Source organism: Rhodovulum sp. FJ3 (assembly GCF_032918305.1).
GTDB lineage: Bacteria > Pseudomonadota > Alphaproteobacteria > Rhodobacterales > Rhodobacteraceae > SAT37.
Genome location: NZ_JAWJUU010000004.1, coordinates 386,300 through 401,925, shown reverse-complemented (window position 1 = coordinate 401,925; position 15,626 = coordinate 386,300). Strand labels below are relative to the sequence as shown.

The 15,626-nt window shown below is 61.4% G+C and carries 14 protein-coding genes; 5 read left to right on the top strand and 9 right to left on the bottom strand.

Annotated elements, in window-relative coordinates; genetic code table 11:
• Positions 1-83: 83 nt before the first annotated feature.
• From R1W00_RS13770 to R1W00_RS13760, 3 genes are read left to right on the top strand one after another with little or no spacing between them, the layout of a single operon-like run.
• Positions 84-746, top strand: coding sequence for a Tim44/TimA family putative adaptor protein (locus R1W00_RS13770; protein WP_317263324.1), 663 nt, complete (start codon positions 84-86; stop codon positions 744-746).
• The gene (locus R1W00_RS13765) at positions 743-1,777 is read left to right on the top strand and encodes a murein transglycosylase A (RefSeq protein WP_410901558.1); all 1,035 of its coding nucleotides are present in this window, start codon (positions 743-745) and stop codon (positions 1,775-1,777) included. The genes R1W00_RS13770 and R1W00_RS13765 overlap by 4 nt, the downstream gene beginning before the upstream one ends.
• Positions 1,778-1,780: 3 nt before the next feature.
• A complete protein-coding gene (locus R1W00_RS13760; RefSeq protein WP_317263323.1) occupies positions 1,781-2,386 on the top strand; it encodes a Smr/MutS family protein in 606 nt (201 codons plus the stop codon).
• Here R1W00_RS13760 and R1W00_RS13755 read toward each other — a convergent pair.
• Positions 2,383-3,489, bottom strand: coding sequence for an alpha/beta hydrolase (locus tag R1W00_RS13755; RefSeq protein WP_317263322.1), 1,107 nt, complete (start codon positions 3,487-3,489; stop codon positions 2,383-2,385). The genes R1W00_RS13760 and R1W00_RS13755 overlap by 4 nt on opposite strands.
• A 34-nt stretch (positions 3,490-3,523) precedes the next feature.
• Positions 3,524-4,831, bottom strand: coding sequence for an ATP-dependent protease ATPase subunit HslU (hslU, locus tag R1W00_RS13750; RefSeq protein WP_317263321.1), 1,308 nt, complete (start codon positions 4,829-4,831; stop codon positions 3,524-3,526).
• Positions 4,832-5,004: 173 nt separating this feature from the next.
• On the opposite strand from hslU, the gene R1W00_RS13745 reads away from it, so the two are divergent.
• Together R1W00_RS13745 and R1W00_RS13740 are read left to right on the top strand one after the other, a co-directional pair.
• Complete coding sequence (locus R1W00_RS13745) at positions 5,005-5,379, top strand: DM13 domain-containing protein (protein WP_317263320.1); 375 nt, start codon at positions 5,005-5,007, stop codon at positions 5,377-5,379.
• An 80-nt stretch (positions 5,380-5,459) separates the two neighbouring features.
• Positions 5,460-6,134, top strand: a complete 675-nt coding sequence (locus R1W00_RS13740) for a 5'-methylthioadenosine/S-adenosylhomocysteine nucleosidase (protein ID WP_317263319.1) — start codon at positions 5,460-5,462, stop codon at positions 6,132-6,134.
• Here R1W00_RS13740 and hslV read toward each other — a convergent pair whose 3' ends face one another.
• From hslV to tsaE, 7 genes are all read right to left on the bottom strand, one after another.
• A complete protein-coding gene (hslV, locus tag R1W00_RS13735; RefSeq protein WP_317263374.1) occupies positions 6,135-6,692 on the bottom strand; it encodes an ATP-dependent protease subunit HslV in 558 nt (185 codons plus the stop codon).
• A gap of 108 nt (positions 6,693-6,800) precedes the next feature.
• A complete protein-coding gene (gene trxA / locus R1W00_RS13730; RefSeq protein ID WP_317263318.1) occupies positions 6,801-7,121 on the bottom strand; it encodes a thioredoxin in 321 nt (106 codons plus the stop codon).
• Positions 7,122-7,178: 57 nt separating this feature from the next.
• Positions 7,179-10,541, bottom strand: a complete 3,363-nt coding sequence (addA, locus tag R1W00_RS13725; RefSeq protein ID WP_317263317.1) for a double-strand break repair helicase AddA — start codon at positions 10,539-10,541, stop codon at positions 7,179-7,181.
• On the bottom strand, positions 10,528-13,467 hold the full coding sequence (gene addB / locus R1W00_RS13720) for a double-strand break repair protein AddB (RefSeq protein ID WP_317263316.1): 2,940 nt from the start codon (positions 13,465-13,467) through the stop codon (positions 10,528-10,530). Before addB ends, addA begins: the two co-directional genes overlap by 14 nt.
• Complete coding sequence (locus R1W00_RS13715) at positions 13,460-14,152, bottom strand: nucleotidyltransferase family protein (protein WP_317263315.1); 693 nt, start codon at positions 14,150-14,152, stop codon at positions 13,460-13,462. The genes addB and R1W00_RS13715 overlap by 8 nt, the downstream gene beginning before the upstream one ends.
• Positions 14,125-15,132 (bottom strand): aminoglycoside phosphotransferase family protein, encoded by a 1,008-nt coding sequence (locus tag R1W00_RS13710; protein ID WP_317263314.1) that lies wholly within the window; start codon positions 15,130-15,132, stop codon positions 14,125-14,127. The genes R1W00_RS13715 and R1W00_RS13710 overlap by 28 nt, the downstream gene beginning before the upstream one ends.
• Positions 15,125-15,607 (bottom strand): tRNA (adenosine(37)-N6)-threonylcarbamoyltransferase complex ATPase subunit type 1 TsaE, encoded by a 483-nt coding sequence (gene tsaE, locus R1W00_RS13705; RefSeq protein WP_410901557.1) that lies wholly within the window; start codon positions 15,605-15,607, stop codon positions 15,125-15,127. Before tsaE ends, R1W00_RS13710 begins: the two co-directional genes overlap by 8 nt.
• Between the last annotated feature and the right edge of the window lie 19 nt (positions 15,608-15,626).

The following is a 15,626-nucleotide window of genomic DNA, read 5'->3' as shown; positions in this document are numbered from 1 at the left end:
TGGTCGGTGGACTTGACGTACCCCGTGGCTTACATATGTGGACAAGAGCCAAGATACCAACCCCAGACGGAGCATTAACGAATATGGGCCAACCCTTTATCCAATTGCTTGTATTGGTCGGCATTGCCGTATTCCTGATTATCCGGCTGAAATCGGTGTTGGGCACACGCGAAGGTTTTGAAAAGCCGCCAATTGATCCTGCAAGCGCACCCGAGCCCTCGCGCCCGTCGCGGTTTGAGGTGATCGAAGGTGGTCCTGACCGCGATATCATCGACCATGTTCCCGACGGGTCCAGCGCGGCCAAATCGCTGGCTGCGATGAAAATGGCCGAACCCGGGTTTAGCGTCAGTGAATTCCTCGGCGGTGCCGGCGGCGCGTATGAGATGATCCTGATGGCCTATGAAAACGGCGACATCGAACCGATCCGCCCGTTCCTATCGCCCGAGGTCTATGACTCATTCGCCGCAGGTGTCGCGCATCGTCAGGAACAAGGCCTGACGATTGAGGCGAATTTTGTCGGTCTGCGAGAGGCGAACCTGCACGACGCCACCTTTGATCGCGGCACGGGTGAGGCCGAGATCACCGTGCGTCTGATCGCCGAACTGACCTCGGTTGTGCGCAATGCCGCCGGCGAGATCGTCGAGGGCGATCCCCACGAGATCAAACGCCAGCGTGACGTCTGGACCTTTGCCCGCGTGATGGGGGCCGACGATCCGAACTGGCAACTGGTGGCCACTGGCGAATGAAACAGGTCGTCGCGGCATTGGCTGTCGGGGTAGCCGTCTGCGCGACCTCGGTACAAACAGCATGGGCCGCGACCATGGAAATCCTGCGATTTGAAGACCTTAACGGATGGGCCGCCGATGATCACGACGCGGCCCTTTCGGTGTTTCTGGAAACCTGTGGCGACCTCAAAGATCCCGAATGGGCACCTCTGTGCAATCTGGCGAAAACGACGCCGAACGCGCGGACGTTCTTTGAGCTGTTCTTTCGTCCCGTCCTGATCGGCGGGGAAAAGCCTGTGTTGTTCACCGGCTATTTTGAGCCTGAGTTGAACGGATCACGCACCCGCACGGGTCAGTTCCGGTTCCCCGTCTATCGCAAGCCGCCAGAACTGGCCTCGAACCAGCGCTGGCGTACCCGCCAAGAGATCGAAGATGACGGTGTTCTGGCCGGTCGCGGTCTGGAAATCGCTTGGGTCGATGACTCGGTCGAATTGTTCTTTCTGCAAATTCAGGGGTCTGGTCGCATCCGATTGCAAGACGGGTCCTATATCCGCGTGGGATATGGCGGCGCAAACGGGCATGAATACAAATCCGTCGGACAGGAAATGGTGCGACGCGGGATTTACAAACCGCATCAGGTTTCCGCGCAGGTGATCCAGAACTGGGTGCGGCGCAATCCGGCCGATGGAAAGGCTCTGTTACAGCACAATCCGTCCTATGTGTTCTTTCGCCCTGTGACGCATGTCCCTGCGGACAAGGGTCCGCTTGGCGCGATGAACCGGTCGATTACGGCGTTGCGGTCGATTGCGGTGGATCCGGCGTTCACCCCCTTGGGCGCACCGGTCTGGATTGAAAAGGGCGGTAAGGGCCCGATGCGGCGGTTGATGATTGCCCAAGACACCGGTTCCGCCATCAAGGGAGCCCAACGCGCCGATATCTTTTTCGGCACAGGCGACGCGGCGGGTCAGGCGGCGGGAACCGTGCGCGACCGTGGACGCATGGTGGTTCTCTTGCCGATTGATCGCGCCTATGCGCTGGTCCCCGGGGGGTGATCCATGCGCCGTCGCCCGCCCCGCAATCTGAACTCTGAAGAGCGTAAGCTCTGGCAAAAGGTGGCTGAAACAGCCCAACCAATGCACGCGCGCCGCATGTCGGACACCCCGAAAACAGAGCCTGTTTCGCCGCAAAAGTCCAAAACGCCCCCGACCCCGCGTGATCCGATTGGTGCGTTTCAGGTCGGCGCCCTTAGCCCTGCCAAGGGTGCGCGCCACCACCTTGCCCCGTCGATTGAGGATGCGGTGGCCGCCGCGCCGGTTCAGATGGATCGCAAGAACTATGACCGTCTGCGCAAGGGCAAAATGGTACCCGAGGCCAAGATCGACCTGCACGGCATGACCATGTCCCAAGCGCACCCCGCCCTGGTGAATTTCGTGATGCGTAACCATGGGCGCGGCGCGCGTCTGGTTCTGGTGATCACGGGCAAGGGCAAATCGGCGGACGATGGCGGCCCTATCCCCGTGCGCCACGGCGTTTTGAAACATCAGGTGCCACAGTGGTTGGCCCTACCGCCGTTGCGCGGTGTGGTTTTGCAGGTGACGCAGGCGCATCAAAAACACGGCGGCGGCGGGGCCTATTACGTTTATTTGCGCCGAACGCGTTAGGGGCCCGAGATCGCCGAAATCGGGCTAAGGATGATTTGGGTCGCGTTTTGCACGGTCAGAACGGTCCCTGTCAAAAGACCTGTCCGCCCCGATTGATCCCCCGCAATCAACGCGCCGACGCTTGGCAATTGTCCGAAAATGCTCAGTAACGCGGGTGAACTACCGACCGTGAAATGGCCAAGGTCAAAGCCCTGCGAGAACTGGCTAACATCCACGACGGTTACGTCCAAATCCGCGATACGCTGGGCGTTTTCGACGTTGCCAAGGCGGTTGCTCTCGCCGCTTAAGCGCGCAGATAGGGCCAGCGCGCGGTCCTTTTTCGACACGAAAATCACAAACGGATCGGGCAGAACGTCAATGCGTTTGGTCTGGGACAGGAACACCTGCACATCAATGTCAGGCGAGATCAGAACCACGCCATCAACATAATTCGGCACGCTTTTGGGTGCGCGAATGGCCAGTTGGCGCATCGCCTCCATCGACAGGTGGGCCCCCATGGAATGACCGATCAAAACCACGCTTTCGGCACCGGCGGCGTTCACAGTGCGGATCAGATCCTCTAGCCCGTCGCGGGCGAACAGCGCGCTGTCGCGGTCATAGGCATAGCCAAGCGGATGGCCCAGAGACGGCCACGAATAGTGGATAACCTGCGCGGTGATCCCGAAATCATGGGACAGCTGCGCGACGCGAAACACACCCTCGGCAAAGTTCGTGTTGAATCCGTGCACAAAAATCACCGCCTCACGTGCACCGCGCGGACGAGCGCGCAGATCACGGGCAAGGGCCGTGCGGAACGCCACATCCGTGTCATAGGCGGCGTTTTCGGCGGCGACGAAATGGCGGGTGGGATCGGGCACCTGATCCGTTACCTCTACCCGTCCAGGTTCGTGTTCAGGCGGAACAGAGACGCCAATTTGTCCAAACCGTACGTCCAATGCACGCTCGGTCCCGAAATCAATACCGGTCAGGGGCTCACGCGCGGTGGCGAAAAACACGCGCGTGACCTCACCAACCTCGGCGGCGTCGGGATTAACCAGCAGGGACGGACGCGGGATACAGCCGGTCAAAACCGCCAGACAGACAAAACAAAGCGCACGAAACATGACCTAATCCAAATGGCGATCCGCGTGGGGCAGATTATAGGACGTATCTGCTCATATCCGTGGATTTCGTCAACGCGCCCAGATTGTCGTCTACGAATTTCTGATCGACTGTCACCGTTTCGCCCGACTTGTCCGGCGCGGCAAAGGATAGATCCTCAAACACGCGTTCCAGCACGGTATAGAGACGCCGCGCGCCGATGTTTTCGATCGTGCGGTTCACCTCGGCGGCGATTTTCGCCAGCGCGGCAATGCCGTCCTCGGTAAAGGAGACGGTCACGGACTCGGTCGCCATCAACGCCTGATACTGACGGGTCAGGGCGTTGTCCGTTTCGGTCAGGATGCGGACGAAGTCATCCTCGGTCAGACCGCGCAGTTCCACGCGGATCGGCAGACGACCCTGCAGCTCGGGGAGCAGGTCACTTGGTTTCGCGATATGAAACGCGCCCGAGGCGATGAACAGGATATGGTCGGTTTTGACGGGACCGTATTTGGTGGACACCGTCGTGCCCTCAATCAACGGCAGCAGGTCACGTTGGACGCCCTCGCGGCTGACATCGGCGCCGCGTGCATCCGAGCGGGCACAGACCTTGTCGATCTCGTCCAGAAAGACGATGCCGTTCTCTTGAACCGCCTCAAGTGCTGCGCGATGCACCGTTTCGTCGTCCAGTATTTTGTCGGCCTCTTCGCCGATCAGAACCTCATAGCTCTGTGCGACGGTCATCTTTTTGCGCACGGTCCGACCGCCAAGCGCTTTGCCGAAGATATCGCCAAGGTTCATCATGCCCATGCCGTTGCCGGGCTGACCAGGGATGTCGAACATCGGCATCGGGTTTGAGGTATCCGCGACGTCCAGTTCGATCTCGGTATTGTCTAACTCACCGCGTTTCAGCTTTTGTCGGAACATCTCGCGGGTTTGCTCGCGGGCGTTTTCACCGGCGATCGCCTCAATCACGCGATCCTCGGCGGCTTGATGAGCGGCGGCTTTGACGTCCTCGCGCATCCAGTCGCGGGTCTGGGCAATCGCGCTGTCTACCAGATCGCGGATGATCTGTTCCACGTCCCGCCCGACATAGCCGACCTCGGTGAACTTGGTCGCCTCGACCTTGATGAACGGCGCGCGGGCCAGTTTGGCCAAGCGGCGGCTGATTTCCGTTTTACCCACGCCGGTCGGGCCGATCATCAGGATGTTTTTCGGATAGACCTCATCACGCAGATCATCGCCCAGCTGTTTGCGCCGCCACCGGTTGCGCAGCGCTACGGCAACCGCCCGTTTTGCGTCGTTCTGGCCGATGATGAACCGGTCGAGTTCTGAAACAATTTCGCGCGGGGTCAGGTCTGTCACGTCGGTCTGCCTTTCATTCCTTTGGTTTCTAGGTAAGCCATGGGGCCCAGAACGCAAGATCGAACACGGATCGATCACCACCTCTAACGTCTCTGTGGGGCCACTAGTCAGGTTGGCTTAACGGTTTCATCTTAACCGTGGTTTTGATCACAGCTCTGGATGAGGGAGATATAATGATCACACGTCGGAATTTTATGGCCGCTGGTGCGGCAATGGTTGCGGGCGCGGTGGCTGGGCCGGTTTTTGCCGGTGGGCACGGCCGTCTGGGCACGTTCTCGGGCCGCAGCGGTCACGTCACGGGCGGCACCGTGGAAATCGTGGGCGACATGGTGCACCTGCTGGACGATTTCATTCTGGATGGCGCGCCGGACCCCAAGGTCGCGCTGGGCTATAACGGTGTGAAAACCGAATGGATTCTGGCCCCGCTGGAAAAGAACAAGGGCAAAAGTTCTTACAAAGTGCCCGCCAACATCGATCTGGACCATGTGAATGAGGTCTGGATCTGGTGTGAGGAATTCAGCGTCCCGCTGGGCTACGCGAAAATCTGATGGATCGGCCTCGCCTCGGCGGGGCCTTTTCTTTTGCGGGGGGCGATGCGACAAACGGGACAGGATATGAGGGCCCCGTGATGTATGATCTGACCCATTTTGGCGAAATGCGTGTGTTGTTTGTCATGGCCGCGCGGCCCGAATATGGCCCCCACCTGCAGGCGCGGTTTTCGCCCCTGATCACCGGCGTTGGTCCGATTGAGGGTGCCCTGCATATGGGGCGCACGTTGGGCGAACTGGCGACGATGGACGCCCTGCCCGATCTGGTGATCTCCCTGGGGTCCGCCGGTTCGGCGCATAAACGCATCACCGATATTTTCCAGATTACGCAGGTCAGCTATCGCGACATGGATGCCTCACCCCTTGGGTTTGCGGTGGGGGTGACGCCGTTTTTGGACCGACCTGCGGTGATGGAGCTGCCCCTGCGGGTGGCGGGCATCCCTGAGGCGACCCTATCGACCGGCGCGAATATCGTGTCGGGGGACGCTTATGGCGGGATCAACGCCGATCTGGTGGATATGGAGACCTTTGCCATCCTGCGCGCCTGTCAGGAATTCGATGTGCCCCTGTTGGCGCTGCGCGGCGTGTCGGACGGGGATGCGGATCTGTCCGACATCACCGATTGGACGGAATACCTGCACGTCATCGACGAAAAGCTGGCCGAACTGGTGGATCAGATCGCGGGCGCGTTGGGGGAACGGCCCCTGTCGTGGTCGGGTTACGACGCGGTGCAGGGGACGGTTCGGATCGGGTGATCAGGCGCTGATCTTTTCGACGGTCAGCTTGCCGTTGGTATAGACGCAGATGTCGGCGGCAATCGCCATGGCCTGACGCGCGATGGCCTCGGCGTCCAGATCGGTTTCCAGCAACCCGCGCGCCGCCGCCAATGCATAGTTCCCGCCGGACCCGATCGCGGCAACGTCATGTTCGGGCTCCAACACGTCGCCCGCGCCGGTGATCACGTAAATCTGGGCGCCATCGGTGACGATCAGCATCGCCTCAAGTTTCTGCAGGTACTTGTCCGTGCGCCAATCCTTGGCCAGTTCGACCGCTGCGCGCTGAAGCTGACCCGGCGTCGCCTCAAGCTTGGCCTCAAGCCGTTCGAGCAGGGTAAACGCATCCGCCGTCGATCCGGCAAAGCCGCACACGACCTCATTTCCACCCGGCGACAGGCGGCGCACCTTGCGCGCGGTGCCCTTGATCACGGTTTGGCCAAGGCTGACCTGACCATCGCCCGCGACGACCACCTCGCCCCCGCGTTTGACCGCCAGAATTGTGGTACCGTGCCAGCCGGGAAAATCGCTATCCGCCATCGTGACCTCTATCGTTCGCATGTTGCTGCGCCCGTTCTGGCACAGCTGTGGACCAAAAGCAAAAGGGGCACCCAAAGGCGCCCCCAGAACGTCGGTTTGACCCGCCGCTTAGATCGATTCAGCGATCCAGCTTTGCAGAGCGGCCTTGGGGGCTGCGCCGATTTTGTTCGACACAACTTCGCCATCCTTGAACAGGAACAGCGCGGGAATGCCACGAACGCCCATTTGCGCGGGGCTGTTCGGGTTTTCGTCCACGTTGACCTTAACGATCTTGACCTGACCGTTCATCTCTTCGGACAGCTCTTCCAGAGCCGGACCGATTTGCTTACACGGGCCACACCATTCGGCCCAGAAATCTACGACGACCGGAATGTCCGAATTGCGGACTTCGGCGTCGAACGAGTCGTCGGTAACAGCGACAGTCGCCATAATGCTTCTCCTTCGCAGCAGCGTTGGCTTGGAACCTAAGAACACCCCCGACGAACGTCAAGATGTGGCGGTTTGGCCCAAAGCGGCGGCAATCATTTGTGATGACAGCGGCATCAAGACCGGTCCAGCCGTCCACAAAATCGCGGTATCCACGGTTTTTTCAGGATAAATCTGGCTCAACGCGGCGTGATAGGCCCCCATTTGGCGCAGGATTCCGGTGGGAACCTGTGCGGCTGTGTCAGGAATATGTGCGTTGGTTTTGTAATCAATCGCCAGAACGCGGTCGGGCTCCACGATCAAACGGTCGATTGCGCCGAAAATTCGGGCACCGTTCAGGGCGGGCAGGTTGGCGGTGATATCGACCTCACACAGGGCGGGACGTGCGAAGACCGGCGCGATGTCCGGATGGGTCAGAACACTGCGCGCGGCGTTCAGGATCTCGTCCCGTGTGGGATCATCCAACGTGGGTAACAGGCGCGCGGTCAGATCGCCCCACTCCGCCGCATCGACCTTGGGCAGATGTTCCAGCAACAGGTGAATGCGCGTGCCACGCTCCATCGCGTCCTCTTGGGACAGGGCATCGTCGTCCATCGGGCCAAACACCACCTTGGCCCCGCCAAGGTCCGAAGGTTTCATCGTCTGCGCAGGCCGATCCGGCGTTTTGACCGGATCAATCGCCCATGGTGGCAGGGTGTCTGCCGTGGTTTGCGTCGCCACAGGCCCCGCGCCCACCGGTTCGGGCCAGTCCCCGTGCTCAAGGCGCAGACCCTGACCCCCCGCGAATTCGAACGGCACACCACCCGCGCGCGTCACCCCGTCGGTCATGCGGGCGTACCATTGGTGATCACTCTCATTGCCCAGCTTGCCCGCACCGCAGACAATCAACCATTGCTCGGCCCGCGTCATCGCCACGTAGAGCAACCGCTGTGCCTCTTCCTCGGCCTTGGTTTTCAGGACATCGGACGCATCGCGCAGCACGGAGGGGGCGTCGGCACCGGCGGACAGGGGCGTGCCATCGGCGGCGATATGGACCCGATCCTGCGGTCCGCGGCGTTGTTTGATCGTGTCGGGCAGGATGACGATCGGTGCCTCCAAACCCTTGGCGCCATGCACCGTCATCACGCGGATACGGTCGCCCGCGTTGTCCAATTGGCGTTTGATCGTCACCTCACCCGAAGCCAACCAGACCAGAAATCCGGTCAGACTGGGCACATCCGTGCGCTCATAGGCCAGGGCCTGATTCAGTAGGGCGTCGATCCCGTCCTCGGCCTCTTCGCCAAGGCGGGTGATCAGGTTTTGCCGCCCCTTGAACCGCGTCAGAATGCGCTCGATCAGGTCATAGGGCCGCAGGAAATCCGCATCGCGCAGTAACGCGTCGAGGATCGCAAAGGTTTCGGGAAATTCCGCCTGACGGTCGCGCAGTTCGGGCCACAGGAATTTCTGCTTCCGTCCGGCGGCAAGGTCGAAAATCCGCCCCTCATCCCACCCGAACAGGGGTGAGCGCAACGCACAGGCCAGCGACAGGTCATCCTCGGGCAGGGCAAGGAAGGACATCAGCGCGTTCAAATCCTTAACCGCCAGTTCCCCGCCGATTTTCAACCGGTCCGCCCCCGCAATCGGCAGGTTCATGTTCTTGCACGCGCGGATCACCTCGTGAAACAGGTCGGACCGGCGTTGCACAAGGATCAGGAAATCCCCCGCCGAAACCGGACGCACCTTGTCCCCGTTTTTCAACGTCACACCGGCGTCGATCATGCGCTTGATCTCGGCCGCGATCTGTTGGGCCAGTTGGATCGCGTGATGCTCCTCGGACAAGAGGTCGACCGGATCGGTCCAATCGCTGTCCTTGGTGCCTTTGTTCGGCTCAACCACGGGCCAGACATCGACCCGCCCGGGCATCTGGTCGTGGAACGCGCGGTGCAGGAAATCATCGCCCACACCATGGCGTGCGCCCTCGTGGAATGTATGGTCCACCGCGCTGAGAACGGCATAGGACGAGCGGAAGGAATATTCCAGTTTCCGGTTGAATAGGGTCTTTTCAACGGCCTCCAGACGCGCGGTGAACTGTGCCTGCATGTGGTTGAACTTGTCTGGATCGGCCCCTTGGAACGAATAGATCGACTGTTTCCGGTCGCCCACCACGAACAGGGTACGCTCCACATCGCTGCGCGCGCCCGCGCCCGCCGTGAACTCTTGGGTCAACAGGTCGACCACCTGCCATTGCTCGGGGCTTGTATCCTGCGCCTCATCGACCAGAACGTGGTCCAAACCGCCGTCCAGCCGGAACAGCACCCATTCCGCCACGCCCGGATCGGTCAACAAATCGCGCGCCTTGAGGATCAGATCGTCAAAGTCCAGCCACCCGTGCGCCTGTTTGCGCGCATCGTAGCGGGGCAGGAACACGGCGGCGAAATCGTTCAAGGCGATGGCGCGCTGGGCCGCAATCAGGGCCAAACGCCGTTCGCGCGCCCCCTCAACCCGCGCCATGAGGTCGTTCAGCTTGTCCAGCTCGGGGCCCATGGATTTCTGGGTGCCCTTGGTAGGAATAGACCCAATCTTGGCGGAAAACGGGGATTTCGTATCTTTGCCTGTCAGGAATATTTTCTCAAAGACCTGCAGCGTCTCCAAACTGCGCAAGCGCGGTAGAACGGCCGATAGCTTCGTAGCGTTGGCCGCGTCGGTTTTGGACCCCGCAGCCATCTGCGAAATCACTGTCGGCAACCATACGCCTTCATCCCCCAAGAACACCTCGGCCAAGATATCGTCCGGTCCCGTGCCGGGTTTCAGGTCAAAGGTGCGCAGGATATCGTCCACCGACCGCTCGACCCCGAAATGCCCGCGCTTTTGGACGATTTCGCCCGTCAACTTGGTCAAATCTACGGTGCCGGATGCCAAAACCGCGTCCAGAACGCCGCAATCTGCGGACTCGGCGATGTCATCCAAAATCTCGCCGCGCAATGTATCGGCGGCGCGTTCATCCATCTCGACAAACTGCGGCGTCACCCCCGCCTCAAGCGGAAAGCGCCGCAATAGAGACGAACAGAACGAGTGGATCGTTTGAATTTTCAAGCCACCCGGCGTTTCAATCGCGCGGGCAAACAGGCGACGTGCTTGGCGCAGCGCATCTGGCGACAGGGCCTCTTGGTGCCCCAAATCCAACAGCTGTTTTTGCAACGCTGCATCGGCCAGCATCGCCCATTCGCCAAGGCGTTGAAACAGGCGGTTCTGCATCTCGCTTGCAGCGGCCTTGGTGTAGGTCAGACACAGGATGTGCTGGGGATAGACCCCGTTCAGCAACAACCGCGCCACGCGGTCGGTCAACACACGGGTTTTGCCCGACCCCGCGTTCGCGGATAGCCACGTCGAAACGGTCGGATCGGCGGCCGCGACTTGGGCCAATGTGGCGTCATTCGGGATCATGGCGACCTACCTTGATCAATGTGGGCGGGGTGCTTTCGTTCCATTCGCCAAAGCGCGACAGATGATCGTAATCGGACCGATCCGACGTTTTGGTCAGCGCGCGCCGCGCTTTATAGCCCAGCGTCGGGTCGCGATATCGGTCGACCAATTCGGCCAGACCGGACCACGTATCCGCCAGAATAGTGTCGTTCATCATGTGGCTGCTGACCTTGCGATCGCTGCCCATCCCGATATGCGCGACGGAGTGAACGACGGTTGGGTCAATGTCCTGAAACGCGCCGCGTTCGGCCAAAATCGCCTCAAGGTACAGCTGTTTGTCAAAGGCATCCATCTCGGCCTTGGTCGGGACGCGGCCGGTTTTGTAGTCATAGATCGTCACGGTCCCGTCGGTGTTGCGATCAATGCGGTCCGCCTCTGCCGTGAGGGTGAACCCGTTTTCCATCACCGTCTGTGCCCGCACCTCAAGCCGTTCTGGCACCGCGTTTTTGCGCCGCTCAACCTCGCCCTCAATAAACCAATCAGCGGCGCGCTCCATCGCGGCGCGCCATGCACGGCGATCGGCGGGCCACGGGGCCATTTCCGACAGAATAGTGTCTGTTTTTGCCATCAGATCCGCGCGTGCGTCCGCAGCATTCGGATCGGCATCACGCACGAATTCCTCTAGCACCTTGTGCAACACTGTACCGCGAAGGGCGGCATCCGGTTCGGGGCGCAGCGGGTTCAGGCGGCGCAGGTTCAACACATAGGACGCATAGATCGCATAGGGATCGCGGATCAGGGTCTGTACCCGCGTGACCGAGAGGCGATCGGGGCGATAGGCGACGGGTGGCGCGGGTTCGGGGCGCGGTGCAGGGGTGGGTTGCGCAATCGGCGCATCGAACAGATCGACCATGTCTAGCAACGCCTGACCCCGTGCGCGCATTGCCGCCAAACCATCCGGCCCGCCGTTCGTGGTCAGGCCCGACATCAGGTTCACAAGACGGTTGATCCAGCGCGACGGGACCGTCTGCGCCTCGGCATCGCGGATCGCACGGGACAGGATCACGGTCGGCGCGCCAATTGCCTGTTGGAAATCGTGCGCGGCCAGACCGATGCGCCGTTCGGGCAGCAATAGACCCGATTTCGCCCGCATTTCGCGGTTCAACCACGGGTCGGGCGATGGTGCCTCGGGCCAACTGCCCTCATTCAAACCACCAAGGATCACCACATCCGCGCCCTGTACGCGGGCCTCCAGCGTACCCCAGATCATGACCTGTGGATGCGGGCGGACGGGATCAGTGACCTCGGCCGTGCTCAGGACCGCGCCGAACAGATCAAGGTAGTCGCGGATATGCAGATCACCGCCGAATTCCGCCTCGGCGATGAGGTTATCCACAGTGGCGCGCGCCTTTTCCCCCGCCTTTTTCAACCAAAGCTCACCCGAATCCGCGCCAAAGGCCCCGCGCGCGATTTCCTCGGCGGTCGCAATATGGCGGTTCAGGTGGTCAGACAGGGGGGCGGTTTGGACACCTTCATGCCCCAAAAATGCGGTGCAAATCCATTCGGCCCACGTGGCGCGCGCGTCGTCTTTGGCCGCAGCCCACGCCATCAACGCGGTCGGGTCGGGAAAGGCGATGCCATTGCGTCGGATGTGCAGCTCAAGCTCACGCGTCCAGAGAAGGTGCTGATTTCGCTGATCCGCCGAGTGGGTCAGGGGGTGTTTTAACAGGATCAGCAACGCCTCGGCGGTCAGTTGCATGCCCATCAACGCACCCACGTGGCGCAAGAACCGACCCGGCGCGGTCAGTTGCAGGGGGATGCCGGCGCTGTCGTCGGGCTCAATCCCCCAACGGTCAAGCGCCGCCGTCACCTGACGTGTCAACATCCGGTCGGGCGAGATCAGGGCGGCGGTTTCGCCGCGTTCAACCGCTTGGCGCAGACGCAGGGCGATCGCTAGGGCCTCATGCCGTGGCGACGCGGCCTCGATCAACGTCAAACCCTCGGTCGCGCGATCCAGATCGGTCAGGTCGGGGCCGGATTCCAACCATTGATCCGTCACTGGTGCGGGGCGCAGGGCAAGCGACACAAGCGCATTTCGTGGTGAAACAGAGCCTAAATCAACATCCGTCCACGGGCGCACATCGGCCGCTGTGATATCCAGCGCCTGATGAACTTTGTGGAACCTGTATTGCGGATGATCCTCGGCGGTCAGGGCGTCGTCCAGAGCATCCCAAACGGCGGCGGGTTGATCAAAATCGAAACCGGGTAGGATCACCGCCCCTTGGGGTAGTTTCGCAACCGCCTGCATGAACAGGGACGTTGCCCCGCGCGAACCGGTTGAGCCCGCCACGATGATCGGATGCGTTGGCGGGGTCTCGGCCCAGAGCGCCGTCAGACGCTCGGCGGCCAACCGACGCTGTCCCTCGGCATTCAACAGGGTTTCGGTGAAATAGGGCGCGATCAGGTCGATGAATCGCCGCGTCCGATCCCAATGCGCGGACAGGTGTGATACGTCCAGATCACGGATCGCGTCGGGCGACACGCCTTCGCCCTGCATTTCGTCCATCAATTCGGCCAGACTGTCGGCCAGATCGAAAATCGCGGATCGTGGGGCAAGATCCGGCGCGCTGTCCAACAGACGCGACACGACCTGCGCCAATTCCAGACGACGGCGCAGGGGCGACACGGTTTCGCCCGTACCCGCGACGCTGTAGACCGACGCGATATCGGTGATCAAACGGATGCGCGGCATCAATCGCGCGGGACCCGCGTTGAACAGGTCGATCAACCGGCGCTGCATCCGGCGGGTGTTTACATAGATCTCAACCGCGGCCCAGTCGTGGGGCGCCGCCGTGGCCAGCCGGTCCTCTAGCCCCTGATACAGAACCTTGGGGAAATCCGCCCCGGGGGGCAGGCCGAACACACGCGGCGATGGACCCTTAAACACCAGAATACCCCACCATTTGTTCCGCGATTTCAATGCCCTGCGGGTGACCGACGTCACACCACGCCCCGTCATGCACGATCCCGTACACCCGTCCACGCGCCATGTAGATGTCCCACAATTTGTTCAGGGAAAACGCATCCTCGGCAATATCGTTCAGGCCATCGGTGCGGATGATTTGCGCGCCGGAATAGGTCACGCCAGGACCACGCGTGATGCGCCCGTCATCGGCAATGATGAAATCGCCCGCGCCCTTGTGCCCGTGCGCACGTGTCGGGTCGATCATTAGCAACAGCGCATCCATACGATCCCCATCCCACGCGGCGCGCAGTTGGTGAAACGGGTTGCTGCCGGTCCAGACGGCATCGGAATTCATCGTGTAAACCGGCCCATCCCCCAGCAGGGGCAGCGCGTGACGCAACCCCCCGCCGGTTTCCAACAGGTCGACCTCATCCGATAGGGTTACGTCGGGCTGTCCATCCAGATGCGCCGCGATCTGATCGCCAAGGTAATGCGTGTTCACCACGATCCGCGCCGGATCAACACCGCGCGCAAAGCTCAGCGCATGGTCCAGCAACGGGCGACCGGCGACCGGGATCAGGGGCTTAGGGCGCTGGGCGGTCAGGTTCCCCATGCGGGTCCCGCGCCCTGCGGCAAAGATCATGACAGCGTCGGGATGGTTCCGCATGCGGCTTTCAACGTGGCTAGGCGTTCTGGGGTAGGCGGGGGCAGGATTTCGTCAACCGCGCGGCGCAGATCGGTCAGGATCGGGTGGGCGAGATCGACCTGCAGATGGTCCCAAACGCGTGGGATCAGGTCAACGTAATGCGGTTTCGCGTAATGCAGGCACAGGCGCGCGAAGACGCCAAGGATACGCAGGTTTCGTTGCGCCCCAAGGATCGCATAATCGGCGCGGAACGTGGGTTCGTCCAGACCGGCGGTATCCGCGTAATACCGGATCATGGCGTCCTGAACGGCGGGTGACACGTCGCGGCGCGCGTCCTGCAACATCGACACAAGGTCATAGGCCGGATGGCCCGACATCGCATCCTGATAGTCCAACAATCCAACCCGCGCCGACCCCGTTCGACGCGGCAACCAGAGCAGGTTTTCGGCGTGATAATCGCGTTGGATCAGGACGGGTTTCGCGCGGCTGAGATGGGCCAAAACCGTCTCTAACTCGGCTTGAAACAAGGAAACGGCATCCGCGTTGCCCGCGTACCATTTCACGGCCAGCGCCCCCATCTCTGCCATGATCGGGCCATAGGGTTTCAGGTCTTCGGGCAGGGGGTGTTGATGCAGATCCAACAACACATCCGTCGCGGCCGTATAGAGGGTCATTTCCAATTCCGGCTGACGCTCTAGAACCCGCGCGAACAGGTCATCGCCAAGATCCTCAAGCAACAGGAACCCGTGCTCTACGTCCTCGGCCAAGATGCGCGGCGCGGACAGGCCCGCCGCGCGCAGGTGGTTGGTGATGCGGATGAACGGGCGGGTATCCTCGCCCTTGTCCGCGGGCGCGTTCATCAGAACGGCGGGCGTGCCGTCGGGCGCAGTCAGACGGTCATAGCTGCGGTTCGACGCATCACCGGCCAGCTTGGCCCGCGTGGCATCGCCCCATCCGGCGCGGGTCAGGAAATCATCGCGCAGCGTGTCGCGGTCAGTCATCGCAAAATTCCGAAATCAGGTCGGCCCAATGCGGCGCATCGGCGGTCATTTCGACCAAACGCGCCTCGGTGTCAGGGTTCGAAGAAAAGGTAAGGTGCAGCGCCCCGTCGGGCGTATCCGCGCCCAGACGATCGGGCCATTCCACCAGACAGATCGCGGTGTCAAACGCGTCCTGCAGGCCCAGTTCCAACGCCTCATCCGGATGGGTCAGGCGATAAAGGTCGGCGTGCCAAATCTCGACCCCGCCCGCGTCATAGGTCTGCACAAGGGTAAAGGTGGGGCTGGGCACGTCTTCGGCCACCCCGAGATCGGCCAGACGTTTCTGGATCAGCGCGCGAGCAAAATGGGTCTTTCCCGCCCCGATCGGTCCCGACAATAGCAAAACATCGCCCGCATTCAGGCGCGTTGCCAGACCCGCAGCAAAGGCGGTCATGTCGTCGGGGGTGGGCACAACGCGGGTGCGGGAAACAGTCATACCCGCAGTTTTAGCGACC